Consider the following 22,883-nt stretch of genomic DNA (forward strand, 5'->3'; position numbering starts at 1 on the left):
CTCCTCCTCGAATCGATGGCCGCGGCGCCGGGTGTGGTGGCGGTGCGGCCAGGCCGGTCTTCCCAGGCTACCGGCGCGGCTCGCCCCTGCCCACGCCGGGGACGGGTCCGCTCTGCGCCCTCGGCGGACAAGCACCCCTGGGCTAGCCTGAGGCACCATGCACGCCTCGGACGCCGCCACGCCCGCTCCGGCCCGGGCCGCCGCCTCGCTGCTGCTGCTCCGGGACGGGGTCGCCGGTCTCGAGGTCTTCCACGTGCGGCGCGCGGCCACCATGGCCTTCAGCGCGCACGCCACCGCGTTCCCCGGCGGGCGGGTGGACCCCGCCGACGACGCCGCCCTCGCCCCCGCCGTCACGGGCGCCCCCGGCGCGGCGGACCTCGACGCGTGGGCCCGTCGCCTCGGCCTCGCGGACCGCCCGGTCGAGACCCAGGCCGAGGACGAGCCGGCGACGGTGGCGGCCCGGTTCCTGGCCGCCGTCGTCCGAGAGACCTTCGAGGAGACCGGAGTGCTGCTGGCCCGCAGCGCCGACGGCGCCCCCGCCGGCGCGGAGACGGCCGCCGCGCTGGCGCCGCGGCGGGCGGCGGTGGAGCGGCACGAGCAGGACTTCGTGGCACTGCTCGCCGAGCACGGCCTGGTCCCCGACGCCTCGGGCCTGCGGGCGTGGCAGCGCTGGATCACGCCGATCAGCGTGCCCCGCCGGTACGACACGGCGTTCTTCCTGGTGGCCGTGCCCGAGGGCCAGGAGCCGGACCGACTGACCACGGAGGCGACGGAGCACGGCTGGGCCACGCCCGCGGCGCTGATCGAGGCGTTCCGCGCCGGGGAGGTCAACCTCATGACGCCCACGTGGGCGCAGCTGCGGGCCCTGCGGGACGTCGGGTCCGTGGCCGAGGCCCTCGAGGCCGGCGCGGCGGACACCCCGATCCCCGTGGTCCAGCTGGTGCCGGACCGCTCCCCCGACGAGCGCGGGGACGAGTTCGCCCACGCGGACGAGTACCTCGCCGACCAGTGGTCCTTCCGGGCGCACGCACGTGTGGTCGAGACCCCGGACAACATCCTCTGACCAGGGGCGATGCCGGACGGAGAGGGCTTCGCCGGCCATCGTGGCGCCCTCCTGGGCGCGTCCGTCCGCGACCCCTACGCTTGACCCGGGCGCGATCCGCCCCGACCCCCGGCCGGCACGCCGCCCCGGACACCGCCACACCGCGCCGCACCCGGGGCGCAGAAGGGAGCCCTCCGTGGCACTGAGCATCCTGGACCTGTTCTCCATCGGCATCGGCCCGTCCTCGTCCCACACCGTGGGACCCATGCGCGCGGCGCGCCGCTTCACGTACGTCCTCGAGCGTGAGGGCCTCCTGGAGTCCACCGCCCGCATCAAGGGCGAGCTCTTCGGCTCCCTCTCCGCCACCGGCGTGGGCCACGGCTCGGACATGGCCGTGATCCTGGGCCTGTGCGGCCACGACCCGGAGACCATCGACCCCGACGCGGCCGCGCCGCAGGTCACCCGCTGCGTCGAGGAGCGCACGCTGCCGCTGGCGGGGGTGCGCCAGATCCCCTTCGACCGCCCCAAGGACCTCGTCCTGCACATGCGCAGGAGCCTGCCGGGGCACCCCAACGGCATACGCTTCACCGCGTTCGACGCCGCCGGTGAGGTCCTGGTGACCCGCGAGTACTACTCGGTGGGCGGCGGCTTCGTGGTCACCGACGAGGAGCTGAACGCGGAGCTGGACGAGACCCAGGACGTCACCCGCCATGGCGAGGACCCCGAACCCCACCCCTTCTCCACCGGCGTCGAGCTGCTCTCCCAGTGCGAGATCCACGGCAAGTCCATCGCGGACGTGATGCGGGCCAACGAGGCCTCCCGCGGCGACCTCGCGGAGATCGAGGCGAAGGTCCTGGAGATCTGGGACGTCATGCAGCAGTGCGTGGACAACGGCCTGCGCCGCACCGAGCCGATCCTGCCGGGAGGGCTCAAGGTGAAGCGCCGCGCCCCCGGCCTGCACGCGCAGCTGGCGCAGAAGGGGAAGGACGGCAAGGACAAGGACCCCATGTGGGCCATGGAGTGGGTCAACCTCTTCGCTCTCGCGGTGAACGAGGAGAACGCCTCCTTCGGCCGCATCGTCACGGCCCCCACCAACGGCGCCGCCGGCATCATCCCGGCCGTCCTCCACTACTACGACCGCTTCGTGCTGGCCGAGGACACCCCGGACGAGGAGCGCCGCACGAAGATCCTGGACTTCCTGTTCACGGCTGCGGCCATCGGCATCCTCTACAAGCGCAACGCGTCCATCTCGGGTGCCGAGGTCGGCTGCCAGGGCGAGGTCGGCTCGGCCTGCTCGATGGCGGCCGGCGCCCTGTGCGCCGTCCTCGGCGGAACCCCGCTGCAGGTGGAGAACGCCGCGGAGATCGGGATCGAGCACAACCTCGGCCTGACCTGCGATCCCGTCGGCGGCCTGGTGCAGGTCCCCTGCATCGAGCGCAACGCGATCGCCTCCGTGAAGGCCATCAACGCGGCCCGCCTGGCCCTGGTCGGCGACGGCGACCACCGCGTCACCCTCGACCAGGCCATCCGGACGATGCGCGACACCGGCGCGGACATGAAGTCCAAGTACAAGGAGACCTCGCGCGGCGGCCTCGCCGTGAACGTCCCCGCGTGCTGAGCCGCAGCCGAGGGGCGGGGCCCGGTCGGGACGGGGCACGGCCCCGCGACCGGGGCCCTGCCCTCCGATAGGCTGGTCGGGATCCCCACCCGACGTCTCCGAGAGGAACACCCGTGGCCACACATCCCGTCGACGCGACCCTGGAGGCCGCGAAGATCGATCCGGAGGAGCGCACCGAGCGCCTGAAGGGCGTCAAGCTGGACGGCGCCGGCTGGAAGTACGCGGCGACCCGGGCGTTCAAGGAGTTCCTGAACGACGGCGGCACGGACCTCGCCGCGAAGCTCACGTACTTCATGGTGCTCTCGCTGGCACCGGCCCTGCTGGCCGTGTTCTCCATCCTCACGCTCGTGCTGGCCTCGAACCGCTCGGCGGTCGACGACCTGGTCACCCAGCTGACCACCATGGTCCCGTCCGACTACCAGTCGGTGGTGCAGAGCGTGGTGGAGAACCTGATGCAGCAGTCCACGGGCGGCATCATCGCCCTGGTGATCGGCATCCTGACCGCGGTGTGGTCCGCCTCCGCCTACGTGAAGGCCTTCAACCGGGCCTCGAACCAGGTGTACAACTTCGCCGAGGGCCGCGGCTTCGTCCGTCTGCTCCTGAGCAACCTGCTCACCACCGTGGTGATGCTGCTGGGCATTGTGCTGGTGCTGATCTCCCTGGCGCTCAACCGCTCGCTCGTCGACGGCCTGCTCGCCCCGATCGCGCAGCCGCTGGGCCTGACCTCCGCAGTGAACTTCCTCTCGGACACGTTCCTGCCCATCTGGGCGTGGGTGAAGTGGCCGGTGGTGATCCTCCTGGTGCTCGTGCTGATCGCCACCCTGTACTACATGACCCCGAACGTGAAGAAGCCCAGCTTCCGGATGTTCGGCCCGGGCAACATCTTCGCCCTCGTGGGCATGGTGCTGGCCTCGGTGGGCCTGTACTTCTACTTCACGACGCTGGCCGGCTACTCGGCCTACGGCGCGATCGGCGGCGTCATGGCCCTGCTCTTCGCGCTGTGGATCTTCAACATCGTCCTGCTGCTGGGCCTCGAGCTGGACACGGAGGTGGAGCGCGCCAAGCAGCTCATCGCCGGCATGCCCGCCGAGGAGGCCGTGAAGCTGCCCCCGAAGGACGCCGACGCCCTCGTGAAGAAGGCGGAGAAGCAGGAGGAGCTCGAGCAGAAGGGCTACGAGCTGCGCGCCACGCACGACGACGGCACCTCCGGCTCCGCGAAGGGCCCCCGCGACGGCGTCGCCCACGCCGCCGAGAAGGACTGACCTGCGCGCGGCGTCTGCGCTGCCGGTATGACGACGCCGGACCCTCCCCGATCGGGGAGGGTCCGGCGTCGTTCCGGGCGGCGGGGCCTCAGCCCTTGGCGGCCACGGCCCCGTCGGCCACGGCGGCCGCCGCGGAGGAGTAGCAGCGCTTCGCGCCGGTGTCGTCGTACGACCGGCCGCCGGGGAGGTGGTACTTGCCGGAGCCGCTGACCTTCACCGGGTAGCCGTCCGGGCAGACGCCGCCGGAGCCGGACACCGGGCCGCCCGCGCCGCCGGCGGCGGACGGGGCGTCGTCGGACTCCTCGCCGGAGCCGGTGCCGCCGCCCGACGAGGACGAGCCCTGCTCGTCGCAGTACACGAAGGTCTCGCCGCCGGGCGCGTAGCACCGGTTGGGCGCCTTCTGCGAGGTGCTGCCCGAGGAGGAGGAGTCGTCGTCCGACGAGGACTCGGACTCCTCCGCGGCCTCGCGGGCCGCCCGTTCCTCCGCCGCCTCGCGCTCGGCGCGCTCCTCGGCCTCCCGCTCAGCCGCGGCCTCCTGCTCCGCTCGCTCCGCGGCGGCGCGCTCCCGAGCCTTCTCCTCTGCCCGCTTCGCCGCAGCCTCCTGCTCCGCTCGCTCCGCGGCGGCGCGCTCCCGAGCCGCCTCCTTCTCGGCCCGCTCCTGCGCCGCCCGCTGCTCGGCCTCGGCCGCCTCGCGCTCAGCCCGCTCCTGCGCGGCAGACGCCTCCTGCTGCAGTCGCGTCCGCGCCTCCCGGAGCCGGGTGACGTGGGCGTCCGAGCCCGCGTACCGGCTCAACGTGTCCTTCACCCGGGGAAGGTCCGACGCATAGGCCACGCCCATCCACGCGTGGTCCGCCTCGGCGGACGCGCGCACCGCCCCCTCGACCAGGTCCACGGCTGACGCGGTGGCCTGCGCCGAGGCGATCATCCCGCCGAGGGCCGCGAGGTCGGCGACGGGCGCGGGGTCCACCGGCGGCTGCTCCCCCAGGTTCCCCGGATCGGCGAGCACGCGGAGGGAGCACGCGAGGTCAGTCTGGTGCAGTCCGGCCCCCGCACGCTCCGCCTGCTCCCACGCCGCCAGCACCTCCGGGTAGAACCGCCGATTGGGCTCGAAGACCACCGGCGCGCCCAACCCGGCCCGGGCGATCTCCGCATTGACGAGCTCGCCCCCCTCGAAGACGCCGGCCAGGGTGCGACCGTAGGGGTCGATGCGTTCCTCGTCGTACCGGAGCACCACCTCGTCCCCCGGCTCGAGGAGCGACTCGAGCAGCATCGTGGCCTCCGGACCGAGGCACTGGACGGCCTTGTTGGGGTGCTTGGTCTCAGGGGTGTCGATGTTCAGCAGGCGTACACGAACGCGGTCACCGCTGAGCCGCACGTCCACCGTGTCGCCATCGATCACGCGGTCCACCGTGGCGCGGTCGCCCTCCACTGCGGGAGAGGCCGAGGCCCGGGGGGAGCCCACGGCGGCGGCCGCGGAGGAGGACGGGACGGTGGACGACGGCTCCGTCGGAGCCGGATCGGCGGTGGCGGTGCAGCCGGTCAGGACGAGACCGGCCAGGGACGCACCGGCGACAGCGGTGCGCAGGGAGGGGCGGAGGGACACTCTGACTCCTGGGTCGGGGAACGGGCACACGAAAGGGGCCCCACCGCAGGGCGGGGCCCCCTCCCGGAGAGCATCCTCGCACCGAGTCCGCTCAGCTCCGAATCAGGCGATGCTCGGGTTTTTCTGCCGTGGGCGTCGGGTCAACGGATCCCGTCCACCGGATCGTCTCCGCCGTCGAGCGCGTCCAGCACCAGGTCGCGGGCCTCGCCCGTGGCGGAGCGGCGGGACAGCAGCAGCGCGGCCAGCCAGCACAGCATCACGACGCCGGCGCAGCCCCACGCGGTGAGGGCCACGCCGCCGGACTGCAGACCGGTGCCGTCGGTGCGGCCGACACCCACCCAGACCAGGCCCCAGGCCAGGGCGGCGGCGGGGGCGAAGCGGCCGCCGTCGTACACGGCGGTGAAGGCGGCGACCACGGTGGCCACCACGATCATGATCAGCGCCCACGTGGTGGGCAGCAGCGGGGCACCGAACCAGCCGAGGGAGCCCAGCCAGGCGGCCACGTTGGTCACGGCGGCGATCGTGACCCAGCCCAGGTGCAGGCCCTGCACGCCGTCCAAGAGGACCCGCTCGGCCCAGCCGCGCGCGCGTCCGGTCTCGAGCAGCACGAGGATCCGGCACAGGCTGGCCAGGAGCAGGAGGATCACCAGGACGCTCAGGCCCAGGGCGCCGAGCTGGACGGTCCAGATCCACGCCGCGTTCAGCAGCAGGGAGGCCAGGATCCAGGGGCGCAGGCGGTCGTGCCGCCGGGACTGGGCGGACGGGAGGAACTGCCACACCGCGTACGCCAGCACACCCGTGTAGATCACGGACCAGATGCTGAACGCGGGGGACGCCGGCGCGATCCACGTGCCGTCCTCGGACAGCCAGCCGCCCGCCGCCTCCTGGATGGGGGTGCCGCCGAGCACGCCCGAGCCCACGAACGCCGTGACGATCGCGAACAGGACGACCAGCAGGGTGGCGACCTGCCCGCCGCGCGAGGCCAGGCCGCGGCCCGAGCTGGGCTCGGCGTGAGGGGTGGTCGGAGCCGGGCCCTGCGGGCCGACGTCGATGGCGGTGCTCATGGGTCCTCCCGGACGGGGTCGAGGCGATCCGCCCCAGCGGGCGGGCGGCAGGGCGGCGAGTCTGCTGGTCAGCGTAGCGGCCCGCCCCCTTACCCTGGGAGCATGACCCCCGCACCCCTCGGACTCCTGCTCGACGTCGACGGCCCCTTGGCCTCCACCGAGACCCGCCGCGTCCCCGACGAGGTCCTCGACCGCCTGGCCGCCCTCGGCCGGCGTGGGATCCCCGTGGGGTTCAACACGGGCCGCTCGGTCGAGTTCCTCCTGCGCAACGTCGTCGAGCCGCTGCGCGCGGCCGGAGGCCTCGACGACGCCCCGTTCTACGGGATCTGCGAGAAGGGCGCGGTGTGGTTCCCGTTCGCCGCGGTGCCCGCGGGGGAGGTCCCGCCCGTGGACGACCGTGACCAGGTGCCGGGCTGGCTCCGCCGGGACGAGGACATGGTGATCGAACCGGATCTGGCGCGGGCGATCGTGCAGGCCAACGACGATCACGCCCGGCACCTGCAGCCGGAGGACCGCACGAAGCTCGCCATGGTCTCCTTCGAGATGGAGGTGGACGCGGACCGCGAGGAGTACGAGCCGGCGCGCGACGCCGCCGCGCACGCGATCGAGGAGATGCTCGCCGAGCGCGGGGAGGACGGGCGGATCCGCGTGGACCCCACCGTCATCTCCGTGGACGTGGAGCACGTCCGCTCCGGCAAGGACCTCGGCCTCGAGCGGTGCCGCGCGCTGATGGCGGAGGCCGGCGTCGCCTTCCCGGACCGCTGGTTCACGGCCGGCGACTCCCGGACGGACTACGCCATGGCGGACGCCCTCCACGATCAGGGCGCGCAGGTGGCCCACGTGGACGTGCGCCCCGCGGACGGCGTCCCGGAGAGGCCCTATCCGGTGATCACCGCCGAGGACCTCGCCGAGCGCGGCTTCGGTGACGCCGACGACGTCCACGAGCGGGTGGGCGCCTCGCTGCTGGCCTGGGTCCTGGCCTCCCTCGACGGCGACGGCGACGCGCTCCGCAACTGACGCGTCACCGGACGTCACGGGACTCAACCCGGCGACGCGGGAAGTGGCGGCACGGCGGCTCCACGGGTCGACTGGGGGCATGACCACCCCGACCCCCGTCCTCGACGTCCCCGTGCTGGACGTCTCCGCGCTACGCCGTCCGGACGGCTCCTTCGACCCGGACTTCCTCGACCGCCTGCGCCACGCCGCCCACCACGTGGGCTTCTTCCAGATCGTCGGCTACGGGGCCCAGCCGGGCCAGGTGGACGAGCTGTTCCGTGTGACGGCGGAGTTCTTCGCCCGTCCCGAGGAGGAGAAGCGGGCCCTGCACAACCAGGAGTCCCCGCACTGGCGCGGCTGGTCGGCGATCGCCGCGGAGCGCACGCAGGGCCGCCCGGACTCCCGCGAGCAGATCGACTTCGCCCCGGACCGCGCGCCGGTCCCCCCGGAGCGGATCCGCGAGGGCCAGGAGTACTGGCACCTGCAGGGCCGCAACCGCTGGCCGGCGGACATGCCGGAGCTCGAGCGGGCCGCCATGGCCTGGGCCGCGCTCATGGACCACGTGGGCGAGGAGCTGCTCCGCGCCCTCTGCGTGGCGATCGGCCTGCGGGAGGACCACTTCGCGGACGCGTTCGACGGCGACCGGGCCTGGATGGCCAAGCTCGCCCACTACGTGGGAGGGGTGGCCGAGGCCGGCGCCCAGGGGGTGGGCTCGCACGCGGACTACGGCTTCATCACGCTGCTGCTGCAGGACGAGGTCGGCGGCCTGGAGGTGCGCCCCCACGGCCAGGACGCGTGGCTCCCGGTGGAGCCGATCCCGGGCGCGCTCGTGGTGAACCTGGGCGAGATGCTCGAGGTGGCCACGGACGGGTACCTCATGGCCACCATCCACCGCGTGCAGTCGCCGCCGGAGGGTGTGGACCGCTACTCGGTGCCGTTCTTCCACTCCCCGCGTCTGGACGCCGTGATCGAGCCGGTGGAGCTGCCCGCGGCGTACGCCGCCCGGGCCCGCGGCGCCTCCGACGACCCGGACAACCCGATGCTCGCCTCCTTCGGCGCCAACATGCTCAAGGGCTTCGCGCGGGCGCACCCGCGCGTCACCGAGCGCTTCCACCCGGAGCTGCTGGTCGACTGAGCCGGTCCCTGCCGCGCCGCCCCGCACACGCCGACGGCGCCCCTCACCGCGAGGTGGGGGGCGCCGTCGCCGTTCGGTGGGCCGTGCCCGGATCAGGCGCGGTGCGAGCCGCCGTCCCGGTGCACGTCCGTGGAGAGGGAGCCGGTCTCCGCGGCGGCGGCCTCGGCGTGGACCTCGGCGCCGGTCATGCCCTGCCGGGCGAAGCCGTCGGCGCGCAGCTCCCAGAACTCCGCGTTGCGGATGCCCACGGTGCGCGGGTCGAACTGCGGGTCCAGGCCCCGCTTCTTCTGGGCCTGGTAGTCCTTCAGGGCCTTGAGGGCAGGACCCTGGACGATCAGGATGCCCACGATGTTCAGCCACGCCATGGCGCCCACGCCGATGTCGCCGAGGCCCCAGGCCGCACCGGTGGTGGTGACGGCGCCGTAGGCGACCGAGACCAGGATCAGGCCCTGGAGGGCGCGGAGAGCGGCGCGGCGCAGCGTGGTGTTGTGGATCCCGCGCACCAGGTAGGAGAGGTTGACCTCGGCCATGTAGTAGTAGGCCACGATCGTGGTGAAGGCGAAGAACGCCAGCGCCACGGCCACGAAGGTCGGACCGAAGCCGGTGAACACGGTGTCGAAGCCGTTCTGCACGAAGGTCGGGCCCACGCGCACGTCCGTGCCGAGGTTGCCCTCGAAGAGCACCGGCGTGTCGGTCGACCCGCCCTCGTACACGCGGTACATGCCGGTGGACAGCACGATGAACGCGGTGGCGGAGCAGACGAACAGGGTGTCGATGTAGACGGCGAACGCCTGGGCGTAGCCCTGCTTGGCCGGGTGGGAGACCTCGGCGGCGGCGGCGGCGTGGGGGCCGGTGCCCTGGCCCGCCTCGTTGGAGTAGATGCCGCGCTTCACACCCATCTGGACGGCGAGGCCCAGGATGGCGCCGAACACGGAGTGCATGCCGAACGCGCTCGAGAAGATCAGGCCGAAGACCTCGGGGATCTGCCGGAAGTTCACGAAGAACACGACCAGCGCGAGGATGATGTAGAGGACGGCCATGACCGGCACCACGATCACCGCGAAGGTGGCGATGCGCTTCACGCCGCCGATCACGATGAACGCCAGCAGGATGACGGCGCCCACGGCGACGCCCCACGTTGGGAAGCCCCAGGCCTCCTCCATGGACACGGCCATGCCGTTGGCCTGCACGCCCGGCAGGAAGAAGCTCATGGCGAAGACGGTGACGATCGCGAAGACGATCGCGTACACCTTCATGAACCCGGCGGCGCCGGTGTGGCGGTAGGCCTTCTCGAAGTAGTAGGCCGGGCCGCCGCGGTACTCGCCGGTGTCCTTGTCCTTCTCCTTGTAGATCTGGCCGAGGGTGCACTCGATGAAGGAGGTGGCCGCGCCCAGGAAGGCGACGGTCCACATCCAGAACACGGCACCCGGGCCGCCGAACGCGATGGCCGTGGCCACGCCGCCGATGTTGCCCATGCCGACGCGGCCGGCGAGGGACATCATCAGGGACTGGAAGGAGGAGGTGCCGTCGGGCGACTTCTCGCCGTTCTTCAGCTGGGCCAGCATGTCGGGGATGCCGCGGACCTGCAGAAGCCCGGTGCGGAGGGTGAAGTACAGGCCGGCGAGCAGGCACAGCCCCACGAGGGGCAGCGACCAGATGTACTCGTTGGCCAGACCGATCAGGTCTTCGAAGGTCATGAGGTCTCCAGAGCGAGGATGAGGATGACACGGCCGGGCGGTGCGGGACCCCGGCGACTGGTGGAACAGTACCCGCGGTGGTGACCCCTGTCACCTTGGCGGGTGACCCGCGCCTCGCCGGCCTGTCCGCCCTGGGGGACCGCCCGGCCCTCCTGCGGGCACCTCCGGCCCCGCGCGCACCTCCCCCCGGACACGAGGAAGCCCCGGGACCGAACCGGTCCCGGGGCTTCGTGCTCCGCGGAGGATGGGGGATTCTCCCTTATTGCCTGTCTGACATGGAAAGTTGCCGGAACACCGCCGCGCATGACAGATATGTGACAGTTCTGGCCCGCCATGGCCCCGCCGCGCCCCGGGGGTGCGCCCGCGGAGCATTGGGGCCGTCCCAGCCCCACCCGTGCGCTAATCATGCACCTCCGGGACCGCCAGCCTGCCACCCGCCAGCCCGGCCATGTTGTCCCGGCCCATGAGTCGTCCCATTTGATGGGCCCCCGAGTTGCTGCCCTTGCCGAGCGCCCTACCTACCCCATCTCAGCCCGGCTACTGTCCCACCATGAGCGACGACACACCGCCCACCAACGAAACCCCTGAGCTGCCACCGACTTTGCCCTTTGACGACTTTGCGCAGAAGATCTACCTAGAAGAAATCCAGCGGCACAGCATGCGGGGTATACGCGCTGCGCGCCGGCTGGGCAAGGCTGTGGGCATTTTGATGCAACTACACAGCCCCGGAGGTCCGGTGCTTACTGCGGACGAGCAGGAGGGCACCCACCAATATGCGTTCGATAACGCCGAGACTCTGGTCAGCGAGGCAGCGATGGTTGCCCAGTTGCTCTGGCCGGACACTCGGAAGGGGCCTGGAGAAACAAGAGAGGCCTGCAAGCGCAGAAAGGCCTACGCCAATGAGCGCGGATCGAAACTACGTCAGATTCTCGACGTTAGGAACGACAGTCCCATCAACGCGAAAGCGCTGCGCAATAGTATTCAACATTTTGATGAGAGGCTCGACGCGGTCACGATGGACCTGCCGCGAATCATTCTTCGCGACAACATAGGGCCGATCAACATGATTAGCGGCATGGAGGGTTTAGAAAATATGCACCTACATCACTTCAACCCTGAGGATGGTCGCTACACGATCCTTGGCGACTCAGCTTCTCTGCCAGACGTTGCCCAGGAACTTCAGACAATTCTCCAGCGGATTGAGACGGCTTTCCGCGAGCGCGGTCAATCCCTCTGATTTTTAACCCCTTAGCCCGACGCGGTCCCGCTCCAGTTGGTGCGGGACCGCTGCGTCAGGAAGTAGGACGTCAGGGGTAGGGCGTCAGGGGTAGGGCGTTACGCGCTCGCGGACCACTCTCCCATGCCCAGCTGTTCGGGCGTCGGGAGGTCCAAGGCGTAGAGGGCCAGGGCCTCCCGTCCGGTGTCCGAGCTGTCCGGTGCGTCGTGCTCGGCGTGGTGTGCGGGGTGCCGCTGTCCCTGCCCTTCCTGATGTGTCTCCTGAAGTGTCTCCTTGGGGGGACTCTGGCAGTCCCCCAGCGCGGGACTCTGGGAGTCCCGCATTCCGGACTCCGGGAGTCCTCCATTGGCCGGGCTAGGCCGACTCTCCACAAGGCGGGGATCAGCGCGGGGCACGCGGGTCCAGGTGACCGCCTTCCCCTTCCCGGTCGGCTCGAATCGGTGCAGCGGGTCCACATTCAGCGCGTACTCCGCCCGGACGCGCGGCCGCGCCTGTCCGCTGGAGGTGATGAGGCCCTTCCTGCCCAGCTTGGTCACGACGCGCTGCGTCTGCCGGCGCACGGACTCATGCTCAGCCCCGGGCGTCCGGTAACCCAGGGCCTCGGCGATGTCCTCCCAGCCGCCGTAATACAGCGGGGGTGCCCCATCATCCCGGGCGGTCAGGGCCATGCGTACGGCCGCGTTCATCTCCAGCGGGGTCAGGTGTAGGGACCACTCGGCATAGAGGGTCAGGGCCAATCGTGCGCCCATGCGTCAGCACCTCCCCGCGGCCGGGCCGCCGCCGTAGCCGCGAGCGCGCAGGTCCGCGGCGGCCGCCCGGTAGTCCCCGGCGTAGTGCAACAGCGCGTGGGCCTGGAACTTGCTGTAGGGCTGGCCCGGCTCGAACGGGGCCGCGGACGTGCTGAACACGAACAGCCGGTCCGCGCCGGCGGCGTGGCCCGTGGTGGCCGAGTGGCCCAGGGACCGCTTGCCGGGGCGAGACCATCGGCGCTCGCGGCCGTGCGTGCTGAACAGCTGCCAGCCGACGGGGATCAGAATGTCCCCCCAGTCAGCCCGGGCGTTGAAGTCGTCCCCGGGGCGCAGCTGGCCCGCGGGCGCGGGGCGGACGCTCGCGGGCGTCCGGGGCACCTCGGCCGGGCGGGGGCGGTGCGCGTCCAGGACGGTGCGGAACAACGCATGGACGATGCCCCGCTCCCGTTCGGTGAGCGTGGGCGCGGTGCCGGGGCCGCCGGTCATGCGTTCCCAGGGGCGGCCGGAGGGGTGCGCGGTGCCGCCGGTTGGCGCGAGGATCACCTGTCCGCCGGTGCCGCGCGTCTCGGCGATCAGTCCGCCGCCCTCAGCCCGGGCTAGGACGGTGTTCCCCGGCACGGGGACGCCGGTCACGCGGTAGAGAAGGTGCCAGCCGCCGGAGGGCGAGAGTTCGGCCCAGCCGTTCAGCCGGCGCAGCAGGGGCAGGTGTCCGCCGGCCTCGGCGGTGGCGTACACCTCGGCCAGCCGGTGTGCGTGGGGGCCTTCGATCTCCAGCAGCTCCAGCCCGCCGGAGAGTTCGCCCGTGGCGACGCCCAGGGCGGCGTAGCGGGGCCGGGGGCCGGCGAACCATGCGGCCAGGTCCGCGGGCGTCGTGCGGCGGCGCTGCCAGGCCTTCAGGGCCGGAGCCTTCGAGCCGTTGCAACGAACGGGGATCACGTTCAGGCCGGCCCGGTGCAGCTCACGCGCGGCGGGGTACAGGCTGACCGGCCCGGGTACGCTGGCGAGGTCGTCCGCATTCGACATCAGCGCCGCCCTGGTTCCCACGCCGGGGCGGCGTTCGTTGTGGAGCGTGTTCACCGGGCAGCACCTCCCCTGCCGCGAGCGCTCGCGGCAGGTCGGGCCGTGCAGGGGCCCTGGGGGCGGCTCTCGCACTCGCGGGGCCGGCCGGAGTGCTGGCAGGCGTCCGGGCGGTTCATCGGGCGTCCTCGTCGCGCAGGGCGGCCAGGGAGGTCACGGGTTCCCGGGCGGCGAGGATGTCCGCGGGGTCGATCCGGATCAGGCGGGGGCCGTAGCGGTAGGCCTTCAGGTCACCGGCGGCAATCATGCGGCGCACGGTGTTGGGCGAGACGTTAAGCCGTTTGGCGGTCTCGGCGATGGTGAGCTGATTCGACAGCGCAGCGGGCATTCGGGGGCCTCTTTCGGACGCAAAGAATCCCGGTCCGTCCGGATGGGAGACCGTTGCGTCCGGAGTGCTGCGCGACCCGGCGGCGTGGGGCACACGTTAGCACCTATGGCCCCTAGGGCGTGTCTGAGAATGGATCCAGGGGGCCAGCTGACACCCTGGGGACATGTCCCGCTTCCAGATGCTCTCCGATGCTCAGTGGACGCTGATCGCCCCGATGCTCCCAGCCCGCACGGGCCGACAGGGCCGACCCTTCGCCGATGCCCGCACGATGGTCGAGGCCATCATCTACCGGTACAGGTGCGGGATTCCGTGGCGTGATCTGCCCGAGGTCTACAGTCCCTGGCAGACCGTGTGGACCTGGCATCGGCGCATGGCCGAAGAGGGCACCTGGGACACGGTGTTGGCGACCCTCACAGCGGCTGCTGACGCTGAAGGCCTTATCGACTGGTCGGTGGCGGTGGACTCCACGATCGCCCGCGCCCACCAGCACGCGACGAACATCACCCGCCTCACAGGGGGCTGGATCGAACTACAGGAATCTGCGTGAAGAGCCCGCCGATCACGGTATCGGGCGCTCACGGGGCGGGTTGAGCACGAAGATCCACCAGCTCGTCGACGGTGCAGGGCTGCCACTGGTCAGCCTGATCACCCCCGGCCAGGCAGGGGACTCGCCCATGCTGCTGCCGCTGCTGGAACAGCTGCGTGTGACCCGGCCGGCAGGCCGGCCCCGGACCCGCCCCGAGGCCGTGCTGGGCGACAAGGCCTACTCATCCAGGGCGATCCGCACCCACCTGCGCTCCCGCCGGATCAGGGCCGTCATCCCCGAGCCTGCAGATCAGCGAGGCCACCGCAGACGCCGCGGCCCCCGCGGCGGGCGCCCCGTCGGCCTCGACGCGGACGCCTACAAGGGCCGCAACGTCATCGAGCGCCAGTACGCGCACCTGAAGCAATGGCGGGGCCTGGCGACCCGGTACGACAAGTACGCGATCGTCTACCGGGCCGCCGTGGTGTTGAACGCTGTGCTCGCGTGGTCCAAACGATTGTCAGACATGCCCTAGCTCTCGTTCCGTCTTCGGGAGAGGCTGGCGAGATACTCGTTGTAAGAGTCGAGTTCGGCGTCCTCGGCTTTCTGTCGCTGTCTCGAGGTGCGCACGTCGCGGGCTCGCCAGCGGGACAGGCAGACGATGAGCACTACGAACATCGGCAGCTCCGCGTAGGTCCATACCAGCGTGCCGGCGATCGCCTGGTCGATGACGGGGTCATGGCTGCCTGTGGGGGTGGCGTATGCGCTGAACAGCGGTGTGGCGGTACGGAGCAGGATCAGGCCGAAAATGGCGTGGATCTGGATCTCGACGGCGATATCGACGAATCGTGCGGCGAAGGAGGGTTGGCGCGGTAGCGGATCGGAGGACCATAGCGGTGTTGCCGAGACGATGCCGAGGACGAGGATGACGAAGAGCAAGGCGTCCTGGCCGAAGGGGATGCGCATGATGACGCTGATCGCGTCGGTCAGGTAGAGGACCGGGTACAGCAGTATCGCAATGACGATGGCGACCACAGGGTGCAGTGCGGCGCTCCAGAATCGTGAGCGCAGTCCCCCGTGCGCGGCACGGAGCACGAGACGCCCGAGGCCGGTGTGCGGTGTGCTGCGCAGGAGCAGCAGCCCGGGTGACCCTGCGATGAGGAGCGGCGGAACGACGGTCAGCAGGGTGATCTGCTGGAACACCAGCGCTGTGATGGATTCCGTCGCGAGACGGTTCACACCGAACATCGTGATAGCGAAGATCAGGGCGCACCCGATCAGGAACGATGCTGTGCGGGCGATCGCCCAACGGCGCCTGTTTCGCCACATCCAGATCGCTCCTCGCAGATACAGTGCCGCGAACAGCAGAGCGGCGATGCCGACGGGTGAGCCGGTGAGGGGTTCGAACGTGACCCACTGGTCGATCGGCGGCATAGCGAATTTCCCTTCATCGAGGCGATCAAACGTCGGCGACTTCGGCCGCGGTGGTGGTGCCGGAGCGGGGTCAGGTGAGGCCGGAGTAGGAGTGGGGGCCTTGGCCCTTGATCGTGGACACGGTGTCGGTTCGGTTATGCCGCTTCCGCAAGCGTAGCGGAGCGTGCGGCTTCGTAGGCGTTCGGGCTGATGTTGCCGATCGCGGAGTGGCGCCGGCGAGTGTTGTAGCGGTTCGCCCACCGGAACACGGCCCGGTAGGCGGTGGCCTGGTCCGGGTGTCGCGCGTCAGACTTAGTGGCAGGGCCGTTATGTAGGTCCTGAAGGAGAGTCAGACATGGGTAGACCACCTTCGATTCCGGCGGAGAAGAAGACCCGGATAGTGCTGAGCGTGCTGGCCGGCGAGATGTCCATCGCCGAAGCGGCACGCAAGGAGAAAGTCAGTGAGCAGTCCATCGGACGGTGGAAGGCCGAGTTCCTGGAAGCCGGCAAGACCGCCCTGGTGGCCGGCAGGTCCGGACCATCCTCCCGAGAGGAACAGCTGGAGGCCGAGGTCGCCGAGCTGACCCAGGCCTTGGGCGAGGCACACCTGGAAGCCAGGGTGTGGAAGAAGTCCGCGGAGGGCCGGCTGGGCCCTTCGAGGACCTCGAGGTGATCCGCGTGGAAGCGGGCATGTCGACCGCGAGGTTCTGCCAGCTCTTCGACATGCCCGAGCGGACCTGGCGCCGCTGGCAGGCCAAGGCCCGCACCGGGACGGCGGTGAAGGGACCATGGCCGCAACCGGGACGGCAGGCCGCCAGGGAACTGGTGGTCAAGCACGCGCTGGCCCATCCGGCGTGGGGGCATCGGAAGATCTGGGCAATGGTCCGCCACGACGGGCATGTGGTTTCCGAGGCGACCGTGCTGCGGATCCTGCGCGACGAAGGGCTGATTCTGCCCGCGCAGTACCAACGGGAGCGACGGAAGCTGGCCGAGCGGCGCAAGGCCGCGTTCGCCACCAAGCCCTCAGGCCCGAACCAAGTCTGGCAGCTGGACTTCAGTGAGTTCGAGACCACCACCGGAGGGACCTGGCGGCTGGCCGGGTGCCGGGACTACTGGTCCAAGTACGAGCACCCCTTCCACGTTTCGCCCACCGGGAACCAGCACGACGCGATCGACGCGATCGAGTTGGCCCTGGCCGACTACGAGGCCATGTTCGGTCACCCGCTGGTCGAGGCCTGCCCGGTCGATCCCGAGACCGGTGAGCTGTTGGCCGTGGTGACCATCGTGACGGACAACGGCGGGCCGTTCCGGTCCTTCCGCTTCGAGTCCTTCATCGCCGCCCACCCCGAGCTACACCACGTGCGCACCCGAGTGAAGACCCCGGGGCAGAACGGGTCCCGTGAGCGCGGCTTCGGCACGCTGAAGTACGAGCGGCTCTACCTGGACGAGATTGACGACGCGATCGTGCTGGCCGAGCGGGCCGAGGACTACCGGATCGAGTACAACGAGCTCCGGCCCCACGAGGCCGTCTCATGGAACCGGCCCAAGGAGGTGCACCTGGGCCTGGCCGACCCCACCACCCCGACATTCAAAACCAAAGAAATCCTGCCAACTACTTGACGCGGGACAGTCGTCGAGGTCGCCCGCTCGTCGTTCTACGCCTGGCTGGACTCCGCCGGGCGGCGAGCCGCGAAGGCGACAGACGACGCGGTGTTGGCGGCGCGGATCCGGGTGCTGCAAGACCCCGCTCAGGGTGGCGACCGCGCCTACGGGGCGCCCAGGATCACCGCCGACCTCAACGACGGTGTGCCCGTGGCGGAGCGGGTGAATCACAAGCGCGTCGCGCGGGTAATGCGTGAGCACCGTCTCGCGGGGATCCGGTTGCGACGACGGGTGAAGACCACGATCCCGGACCAGTCCGCCAGGCGCTTCCCCGACCTGATCGGACGGGACTTCTCCGTCGGCGACCCCGGCCGCCGCTACGTGGGCGACATCACCTACCTGCCTATCGCCGACGGCACGAACCTCTACCTCGCGTCCTGCATCGATCTCGGCTCCCGGAAGCTCGCGGGCTGGCAAGTCGCCGACCACATGCGCACCGAACTCGTCGAAGACGCCCTCCGTGCCGCGCACCACGACCGCGGGTCGCTGGTCGGCGCGATCTTCCACTCCGACCACGGCAGCGTCTACACCTCGAAGGCCTACGCCGCGCTCTGCGAGCAGCTGGGCGTGAACCAGTCCACGGGCGCGGTCGGCACGAGTGCCGACAACTCACTCGCGGAAAGCTTCAACGCCACGCTCAAGCGCGAACTCCTCGCCGGCCGGTCAGCGTTCCCGGACCAGGCCACCGCCTACCGGGCCGTGTTCCGGTGGGCGAACCGCTACAACACTCGCCGGCGCCACTCCGCGATCGGCAACATCAGCCCGAACGCCTACGAAGCCGCACGCTCCGCTACGCTTGCGGAAGCGGCATAACCGAACCGACACCGTGTCCACGATCAAGGGCCAAGGCCCCCACCCTGAGCGGGGTCTTGCAGCACCCGGATCCGCGCCGCCAACACCGCGTCGTCTGTCGCCTTCGCGGCTCGCCGCCCGGCGGAGTCCAGCCAGGCGTAGAACGACGAGCGGGCGACCTCGACGACCTCACACAACCGCTTCACGCCGTAGGCGTCCTTGTGATCCTCAACAAACTGGAAGCGGTTCACCAGTTCGTCTCCCCGGCGAAATACTTCGCCGCCTGACGGAGGATGTCCCGCTCCGTCTCGAGCTTGCGGGCCTCGGCCTGCAAGGCCGCGAGGTCGGCCTCCAACCGGAGGACCTTCGCCGCCTGCGACTCCGGTCGCCCCGTCGCCCCCGGCGGCGACGCAGCGGCAACCGTGACCCCGGAGCCGAACTTGTCGACCCACTCTTTCAGCGCACCCCGAGAGATCCCGAGATCCCCGGCGATGCCCTTGAGCGTCGAACCCGGCGTGGACTCATACAAGTCCACCGCGCGCTGCCGGAACTCGTCCGTGTAGTTCTTCCTAGCCATCCCTTGGATTCTCGCTTCCCCAGCATCGTGCTGGAATCAGCGTGTCCAAGATCAGGGGTCAAGCGCCCGGCCACCGCTCCAGCCAGCCGATCATGTACTTCCTTTCCGGGCGAGGACCTTGCCTCCATCCTCACGGAGCTGCCCGGTTGTCGCGACGTGGCGGTAGAGGGCCTGTTGGACAAGGAACCTACTGCCTGCCCTTCTCGGTTTCCCAACCTGTGTCCGGCTTTGCCGACAGCTGGGCTCCTCACGCCTCAGGTAGTGCCCGAGCGCCAGCCCTGCTTGGCGGGCGCCGATCACTAGCACGTCGGTCTCGGCCATGGTGTGGTTTCTCCTCGTTGCGGGCGCGTGGGCGGGCCGTAGTGCGGCTGGTGTGTCAGTAACCGGTGAGGGCCGGGAAGAAGGTCCAGAACACCGAGGCGGCCACGGCCACATAGGCGATGGCCACCAGGGTTCCGGCCCAGCCGGCGGAGAACCGCACCACCGCGGCGTGCGCGGGGATCACGCCGTGGGCGAGGTTGCGCACGGTGAGCAGGATGAACAGCGGGATCATCGCCGCCCACACGATCATGCAGTACAGGCACAGGATGTGGATCTCGAACAACGCCTGGGACCACAGCCAGATGGTGAACACCGTGCCGGCGGTGACCCCGGCCTGCAGGCCGGCCCAGTACCAGCGCCCGGGGCTCGCCCCGGAGAGGGTCACCATGGCGGTGGTGATGACCACGGCGAACGCCACGATGCCGATCAACGGGTTGGGGAAGCCGAACAGCTCGGACTGCCAGGTCCCCATCACCTTCCCGCAAGACACCCAGGGGTTGATGTCACAGCTGGTGATGTACCCGGCATCCTCGTACAGCTCCAGGCGTTCGAGCACCAGGATCGCCGAGGCCACCCAGCCGACCACCCCGGTGATCAACAGCACCAGGCCGAACGGACGGTGCCGGGCGACAGTCGGTATCCCCGCTACGTCGGAGGCCTGCCCGGTACCGGCAGGGCGGTCGGTGGTGGTCGTGGGGATCGTCACGGGTGAATTGGTGTCGGTGTCGGGGACACTCATGGGCCCGGTCAGTCCGTCGTGGCGGCGGCGTCGACCTCGGCGCGGAACTGCTCGAGGGTGTTCAGAGTGAGCATCTGTCCGTCCAGGAAGAAGGTCGGGGTGCCCTGCACGCCCAGCGCGGTCCCGTCGGCCACGTCGGCCTCGATGCGGTCGCGGGTGGCCGGGTCAGCCACCGCGGCATCGTAGGCGGCCATGTCCAGGCCGAGATCCTCGGCGTAACCGCGGAACACCGGGCTCCGGTCCTCAGTGGTATGGCTCCACTGCTCCTGGGTGTCGAACATCTGCTGATACATCGCCTCGTACTGTCCCTGCTGGCCGGCGGCTTCCACGGCTACGGCGGCGGTCATCGAGTTGGGATGTCCGGGCAGCGGGAAGTAGCGGTGCACAAAGGTCACCGTGTCGGCGTACTCGGCGCGCAGTTCTTCCACGACCGGGTAGGCGGCCTTGCAGCCCTCGCACTCGAAGTCCAGGAACTCCACCAGCACGGCCTGCTCGTTCGGGGCCTTGGACAGTACCCGGCTGTCTGGGCGCATCACCGGCGTGGCCTCCGAGGGGGCGCTCTGCCCGGTCCCGGAGGAGGCAGTTTGCCCGGAGCCCTGGGGGGCGGCGTCGCGGGGGCCGCTGGCGGCCACCACTCCGACGATCAGCCCGGCCAGCACCACAGCGGCCAGTACGACCCAGACGATGGTCTTGGCCTTGCGGGATGTGGTGCCCGGTGTTGACGGATCAGAGGGGGTCGGATTGCGGGTCGGTGTGCTCACGAAGGGATCCGTTTCGGTCGGTGGCGACGGCACCGTGCCGTCGGGGTGGGAATGAGCTGGGGCTGGGATGCAGAGGTGGGTCAGGGGTGGAGGGTCTCAGTGTGGGGGTGGGTGGCCGGTTCGATTTGGAAGGTGGAGTGTTCGATGGGTACTTGGAAATCCTGGGCCACGCACCGTTGCAGGTCGGTCAGCACAGTGCCCAGGTGCGCGGCGGTCAGGCAGCCGTTGTGCACGGTGACGTGCGCGGAGAGCACGGGGGTGTCGGAGTCGATGCGTGAAGCGTGCAGGTCATGGACCTCCAGCACGTGCGGCAGCTCCGATAGCCGGATGCGGACCGCCTCCAGGTCCAAGCCCTTGGGGGTGGTCTCCATGAGTACGTCGATGGTGTCGCGAAGCAGGATCAGGGCTCTGGGCACGATCAGTGCGGCGATCAACAGGGACACCACCGCATCGGCGCGATTCCAGCCGGTGGTGGCGATCACGATCGCCGAAACGATCACTGCGACCGATCCCAGGGCGTCGTTGAGTACCTCCAGGAACGCGGCCTTCATGTTCAGGTTCTCACCTCGGGAAGAGGCCAGGATCGCCAGACCGATGAGGTTGCCAGCCAAACCGATCACCCCGAACCAGAGCATCGCGGTGGATTCGACCTCGGGGGGTTCGATGAGCCGGCGTACGCCCTCCACGGCTACGAAGCCGCCCACGGCCAGCAGCACCGCGGCCTGCGCGGCCGCGGCGATGATCTCGGCGCGCTTGTACCCCCAGGTGCGCTTGTCCGTGGCCGGGCGCAGCGCCAGGGTCGTGGCGGTCAGGGCGATCAGCAACCCGGCTGAGTCAGTAAACATGTGCCCGGCGTCGGCCAGCAGGGCCAGACTGCCCGAAGCCAGCGCGCCGATGACCTCGGCGACCATGATCGTCGCGGTGATGGAGAAGACCACGGCCAGCCGGCCCCGCCGGCCCGCCGCCGGAAGAGCATGGGAATGATCGTGTCCGCTCATACCAGGGTCTCTTCCACTCGATGAATCATCAGCTGAACGTCACCATCCTGTCCGGCGATACTGAAGGCACGCTCAATGCGCACAGCAGGCGCAATCCGCCCCGCAGCCATCGCCGTCCTTCCGTTCTGGTCCCCGGCGATCAGCGCGGAGGCGGGGGTGCAGCAGGCATCCCCGCGCCAGGCCTCCACCCCTTCCTTGAGGGCGACGGCGGCGATCACCAGGGCCGCGACTGGGTCGGCCCAGGTCCAGCCCAGGGTGCTGTTGAGGACCAGGCCCACCAGCAGGACCGCCGAGAGGTAGGTGCAGATCAGGGTCTGTTTGGAGTCGGCCACCGCGGAGGCGGACCCGAGTTCGCGGCCAGTGCGCCGCTCGAACCAGGACAGGAACGGCATGATGGCCAAGCTCACGGCGGCCAGCACGATCCCCACCGTGGAATGCTCCGGTTGCCCGGCCCCGAACAGGGTGCGCACGGCGTCGACGGTGATGAAGGCGGCCAAGCCGAAGAAGGAGAAGGCGATCAGGCGCAGCGCCACCTTCTCCCGGCGGTGCGGGTCCGGGGTGGCGAACTGCCAGGCCACCGCGGCGGCGGAGAGGACCTCCACGATGGAGTCCAAGCCGAAGCCGATCAACGCGGAGGACGAGGCCACGGTGCCGGCGGCCAGGGCGATGGCCGCCTCGATCACGTTGTAGGTGATGGTTCCTGCCACGATCCAGCGGATCCGGCGGTGCAGGACCGCACGGCGGTCGTCCGTGAGGGGCTTGGAGCTCAGCGTGAGGGTGCTCATGCGCAGGTGCATCCCGCAGCGGAGCAGCAATCCGGGTCGATGGTCAGCGTCAACTCCAGCAGCTCCCCAAGGGTCTGGCCCAGCCGGGGGTCGGCCAGGGCGTACCAGACGTTGCGGCCCTCGGCGGTAGTGGTCACCAGCCCGCAGCCGCGCAGGCAGGCCAACTGGTTGGACATCACCTGCTTGGACACCCCCAGCTCCCCGGCCAGCGCCGACGGGCGGGCCGGCCCATCACGCAGGGCCAGCAGGATCCGGGTCCGGGTGTCATCAGAGAGGGCATGGCCCAGTCGGGACAACGCCGAGACATGAGTGAGGGTCGTGGTGCTCATGCCTAGAACGGTACAGCATAACGTGTACCCTTGTCGGGGTGCCGCCCGGCAAGCGGCCGGCACCATGGCCCGATCCCAGGAGGTCCGCGCAATCGTGCCCCACTCTGATGTCCCGCTGACCGAACCATCCCGGCTCCTGCCCGTCCCATTGTCGGACGGCAGGAGAAGGGGCTCG

General features: G+C 70.4%; 23 protein-coding genes and 1 pseudogene. 10 read left to right on the forward strand and 14 right to left on the reverse strand.

The genetic code is table 11. The features are described 5' to 3' along the window. Positions 1-157 precede the first annotated feature (157 nt). From BJ976_RS09570 to BJ976_RS09580, 3 genes are all read left to right on the forward strand, one after another. On the forward strand, positions 158-1,063 hold the full coding sequence (locus tag BJ976_RS09570; protein WP_135030691.1) for an NUDIX hydrolase: 906 nt from the start codon (positions 158-160) through the stop codon (positions 1,061-1,063). Between the two features lie 175 nt (positions 1,064-1,238). Then, positions 1,239-2,660, forward strand: coding sequence for an L-serine ammonia-lyase (locus BJ976_RS09575; protein WP_135030690.1), 1,422 nt, complete (start codon positions 1,239-1,241; stop codon positions 2,658-2,660). 113 nt (positions 2,661-2,773) lie between these two features. Next, positions 2,774-3,922, forward strand: coding sequence for a YihY/virulence factor BrkB family protein (locus BJ976_RS09580; protein WP_229667488.1), 1,149 nt, complete (start codon positions 2,774-2,776; stop codon positions 3,920-3,922). Between the two features lie 88 nt (positions 3,923-4,010). On the opposite strand, the gene BJ976_RS09585 is transcribed toward BJ976_RS09580, so the two are convergent. Next, positions 4,011-5,525 (reverse strand): thermonuclease family protein, encoded by a 1,515-nt coding sequence (locus BJ976_RS09585; protein ID WP_135030689.1) that lies wholly within the window; start codon positions 5,523-5,525, stop codon positions 4,011-4,013. A 140-nt stretch (positions 5,526-5,665) separates the two neighbouring features. Further along, positions 5,666-6,589, reverse strand: coding sequence for a TspO-related membrane protein (locus BJ976_RS09590; RefSeq protein WP_135030688.1), 924 nt, complete (start codon positions 6,587-6,589; stop codon positions 5,666-5,668). Between the two features lie 102 nt (positions 6,590-6,691). Here BJ976_RS09590 and BJ976_RS09595 point away from each other — a divergent pair, with 102 nt between their 5' ends. Both BJ976_RS09595 and BJ976_RS09600 read left to right on the forward strand, forming a co-directional pair. Beyond that, a complete protein-coding gene (locus BJ976_RS09595; protein WP_135030687.1) occupies positions 6,692-7,606 on the forward strand; it encodes an HAD family hydrolase in 915 nt (304 codons plus the stop codon). A gap of 79 nt (positions 7,607-7,685) precedes the next feature. Continuing rightward, the gene (locus tag BJ976_RS09600; protein WP_135030686.1) at positions 7,686-8,720 is read left to right on the forward strand and encodes an isopenicillin N synthase family dioxygenase; all 1,035 of its coding nucleotides are present in this window, start codon (positions 7,686-7,688) and stop codon (positions 8,718-8,720) included. A gap of 92 nt (positions 8,721-8,812) precedes the next feature. Here BJ976_RS09600 and BJ976_RS09605 read toward each other — a convergent pair whose 3' ends face one another. Further along, positions 8,813-10,417: an alanine/glycine:cation symporter family protein gene (locus BJ976_RS09605; protein ID WP_135030685.1), complete on the reverse strand. Its 1,605-nt coding sequence runs from the start codon at positions 10,415-10,417 to the stop codon at positions 8,813-8,815. 550 nt (positions 10,418-10,967) lie between these two features. Between BJ976_RS09605 and BJ976_RS09610 the strand changes: the two genes are divergently transcribed. Next, positions 10,968-11,654 (forward strand): hypothetical protein, encoded by a 687-nt coding sequence (locus tag BJ976_RS09610; protein WP_135030684.1) that lies wholly within the window; start codon positions 10,968-10,970, stop codon positions 11,652-11,654. Positions 11,655-11,752: 98 nt separating this feature from the next. Here the strand turns inward: BJ976_RS09610 and BJ976_RS09615 are convergent, their stop codons facing one another. The 3 genes from BJ976_RS09615 to BJ976_RS09625 form a co-directional block, all read right to left on the reverse strand. Further along, a complete protein-coding gene (locus BJ976_RS09615) occupies positions 11,753-12,403 on the reverse strand; it encodes a hypothetical protein (RefSeq protein ID WP_135030683.1) in 651 nt (216 codons plus the stop codon). A gap of 3 nt (positions 12,404-12,406) precedes the next feature. Further along, positions 12,407-13,426 (reverse strand): bifunctional DNA primase/polymerase, encoded by a 1,020-nt coding sequence (locus BJ976_RS09620; RefSeq protein WP_135030682.1) that lies wholly within the window; start codon positions 13,424-13,426, stop codon positions 12,407-12,409. A gap of 169 nt (positions 13,427-13,595) precedes the next feature. After that, positions 13,596-13,808 (reverse strand): helix-turn-helix domain-containing protein, encoded by a 213-nt coding sequence (locus tag BJ976_RS09625; protein ID WP_184231851.1) that lies wholly within the window; start codon positions 13,806-13,808, stop codon positions 13,596-13,598. 163 nt (positions 13,809-13,971) lie between these two features. Here BJ976_RS09625 and BJ976_RS09630 point away from each other — a divergent pair. Continuing rightward, a protein-coding gene (locus BJ976_RS09630) for an IS5 family transposase (RefSeq protein WP_184231852.1) occupies positions 13,972-14,866 on the forward strand; the annotation gives its coding sequence in 2 pieces (ribosomal slippage) (positions 13,972-14,322 and positions 14,324-14,866; 894 coding nt in all). On the opposite strand, the gene BJ976_RS09635 is transcribed toward BJ976_RS09630, so the two are convergent. Beyond that, positions 14,863-15,765, reverse strand: coding sequence for a cytochrome c oxidase assembly protein (locus BJ976_RS09635; RefSeq protein ID WP_036317477.1), 903 nt, complete (start codon positions 15,763-15,765; stop codon positions 14,863-14,865). The two genes, BJ976_RS09630 and BJ976_RS09635, sit on opposite strands and share 4 nt — an antisense overlap. 334 nt (positions 15,766-16,099) lie before the next feature. Between BJ976_RS09635 and BJ976_RS09640 the strand changes: the two genes are divergently transcribed. The 3 genes and pseudogenes from BJ976_RS09640 to BJ976_RS09650 all read left to right on the forward strand — a co-directional run. After that, a complete protein-coding gene (locus tag BJ976_RS09640; RefSeq protein WP_010080477.1) occupies positions 16,100-16,417 on the forward strand; it encodes a transposase in 318 nt (105 codons plus the stop codon). 17 nt (positions 16,418-16,434) lie between these two features. Beyond that, positions 16,435-17,364, forward strand: coding sequence for an IS3 family transposase (locus BJ976_RS09645; RefSeq protein ID WP_221419414.1), 930 nt, complete (start codon positions 16,435-16,437; stop codon positions 17,362-17,364). A gap of 9 nt (positions 17,365-17,373) precedes the next feature. Further along, positions 17,374-18,219: pseudogene (locus BJ976_RS09650) on the forward strand (IS3 family transposase); the annotation flags it as partial. Between the two features lie 23 nt (positions 18,220-18,242). Here the strand turns inward: BJ976_RS09650 and BJ976_RS09655 are convergent. The 7 genes from BJ976_RS09655 to BJ976_RS09685 all read right to left on the reverse strand — a co-directional run bounded on the left by BJ976_RS09655 (position 18,243) and on the right by BJ976_RS09685 (position 22,708). Then, complete coding sequence (locus BJ976_RS09655) at positions 18,243-18,449, reverse strand: hypothetical protein (protein WP_184231854.1); 207 nt, start codon at positions 18,447-18,449, stop codon at positions 18,243-18,245. Then, the gene (locus BJ976_RS09660) at positions 18,446-18,775 is read right to left on the reverse strand and encodes an IS3 family transposase (RefSeq protein ID WP_031943831.1); all 330 of its coding nucleotides are present in this window, start codon (positions 18,773-18,775) and stop codon (positions 18,446-18,448) included. Before BJ976_RS09660 ends, BJ976_RS09655 begins: the two co-directional genes overlap by 4 nt. 376 nt (positions 18,776-19,151) lie before the next feature. Next, positions 19,152-19,835: a vitamin K epoxide reductase family protein gene (locus BJ976_RS09665; protein ID WP_080695921.1), complete on the reverse strand. Its 684-nt coding sequence runs from the start codon at positions 19,833-19,835 to the stop codon at positions 19,152-19,154. Between the two features lie 8 nt (positions 19,836-19,843). Beyond that, the gene (locus BJ976_RS09670) at positions 19,844-20,596 is read right to left on the reverse strand and encodes a DsbA family protein (RefSeq protein ID WP_036317487.1); all 753 of its coding nucleotides are present in this window, start codon (positions 20,594-20,596) and stop codon (positions 19,844-19,846) included. A gap of 80 nt (positions 20,597-20,676) precedes the next feature. Further along, positions 20,677-21,594: a cation diffusion facilitator family transporter gene (locus BJ976_RS09675; protein ID WP_036317488.1), complete on the reverse strand. Its 918-nt coding sequence runs from the start codon at positions 21,592-21,594 to the stop codon at positions 20,677-20,679. Then, entirely contained in the window at positions 21,591-22,379 is a 789-nt protein-coding gene (locus BJ976_RS09680) for a cation efflux transmembrane domain-containing protein (protein ID WP_080696038.1), read from the reverse strand. The genes BJ976_RS09675 and BJ976_RS09680 overlap by 4 nt, the downstream gene beginning before the upstream one ends. Beyond that, on the reverse strand, positions 22,376-22,708 hold the full coding sequence (locus tag BJ976_RS09685; RefSeq protein ID WP_020628509.1) for an ArsR/SmtB family transcription factor: 333 nt from the start codon (positions 22,706-22,708) through the stop codon (positions 22,376-22,378). Before BJ976_RS09685 ends, BJ976_RS09680 begins: the two co-directional genes overlap by 4 nt. Positions 22,709-22,883 lie beyond the last annotated feature (175 nt).

Origin of the sequence: Micrococcus flavus, from assembly GCF_014204815.1 — a bacterium.
Classification (GTDB): domain Bacteria; phylum Actinomycetota; class Actinomycetes; order Actinomycetales; family Micrococcaceae; genus Micrococcus; species Micrococcus flavus.

Bases quoted from the DNA above. Each gene is read 5' to 3' on its own strand.
- BJ976_RS09605 (WP_135030685.1), bottom strand. From the start codon at position 10,417: ATGACCTTCGAAGACCTGATCGGTCTGGCCAACGAGTACATCTGGTCG.
- BJ976_RS09620 (WP_135030682.1), bottom strand. From the start codon at position 13,426: ATGTCGAATGCGGACGACCTCGCCAGCGTACCCGGGCCGGTCAGCCTG.
- BJ976_RS09675 (WP_036317488.1), bottom strand. From the start codon at position 21,594: ATGAGCGGACACGATCATTCCCATGCTCTTCCGGCGGCGGGCCGGCGG.
- BJ976_RS09570 (WP_135030691.1), top strand. From the start codon at position 158: ATGCACGCCTCGGACGCCGCCACGCCCGCTCCGGCCCGGGCCGCCGCC.
- BJ976_RS09610 (WP_135030684.1), top strand. From the start codon at position 10,968: ATGAGCGACGACACACCGCCCACCAACGAAACCCCTGAGCTGCCACCG.
- BJ976_RS09685 (WP_020628509.1), bottom strand. From the start codon at position 22,708: ATGAGCACCACGACCCTCACTCATGTCTCGGCGTTGTCCCGACTGGGC.
- BJ976_RS09590 (WP_135030688.1), bottom strand. From the start codon at position 6,589: ATGAGCACCGCCATCGACGTCGGCCCGCAGGGCCCGGCTCCGACCACC.
- BJ976_RS09680 (WP_080696038.1), bottom strand. From the start codon at position 22,379: ATGAGCACCCTCACGCTGAGCTCCAAGCCCCTCACGGACGACCGCCGT.
- BJ976_RS09635 (WP_036317477.1), bottom strand. From the start codon at position 15,765: ATGCCGCCGATCGACCAGTGGGTCACGTTCGAACCCCTCACCGGCTCA.
- BJ976_RS09600 (WP_135030686.1), top strand. From the start codon at position 7,686: ATGACCACCCCGACCCCCGTCCTCGACGTCCCCGTGCTGGACGTCTCC.
- BJ976_RS09665 (WP_080695921.1), bottom strand. From the start codon at position 19,835: ATGAGTGTCCCCGACACCGACACCAATTCACCCGTGACGATCCCCACG.
- BJ976_RS09615 (WP_135030683.1), bottom strand. From the start codon at position 12,403: ATGGGCGCACGATTGGCCCTGACCCTCTATGCCGAGTGGTCCCTACAC.
- BJ976_RS09640 (WP_010080477.1), top strand. From the start codon at position 16,100: ATGGGTAGACCACCTTCGATTCCGGCGGAGAAGAAGACCCGGATAGTG.
- BJ976_RS09595 (WP_135030687.1), top strand. From the start codon at position 6,692: ATGACCCCCGCACCCCTCGGACTCCTGCTCGACGTCGACGGCCCCTTG.
- BJ976_RS09660 (WP_031943831.1), bottom strand. From the start codon at position 18,775: ATGGCTAGGAAGAACTACACGGACGAGTTCCGGCAGCGCGCGGTGGAC.
- BJ976_RS09625 (WP_184231851.1), bottom strand. From the start codon at position 13,808: ATGCCCGCTGCGCTGTCGAATCAGCTCACCATCGCCGAGACCGCCAAA.
- BJ976_RS09645 (WP_221419414.1), top strand. From the start codon at position 16,435: ATGTCGACCGCGAGGTTCTGCCAGCTCTTCGACATGCCCGAGCGGACC.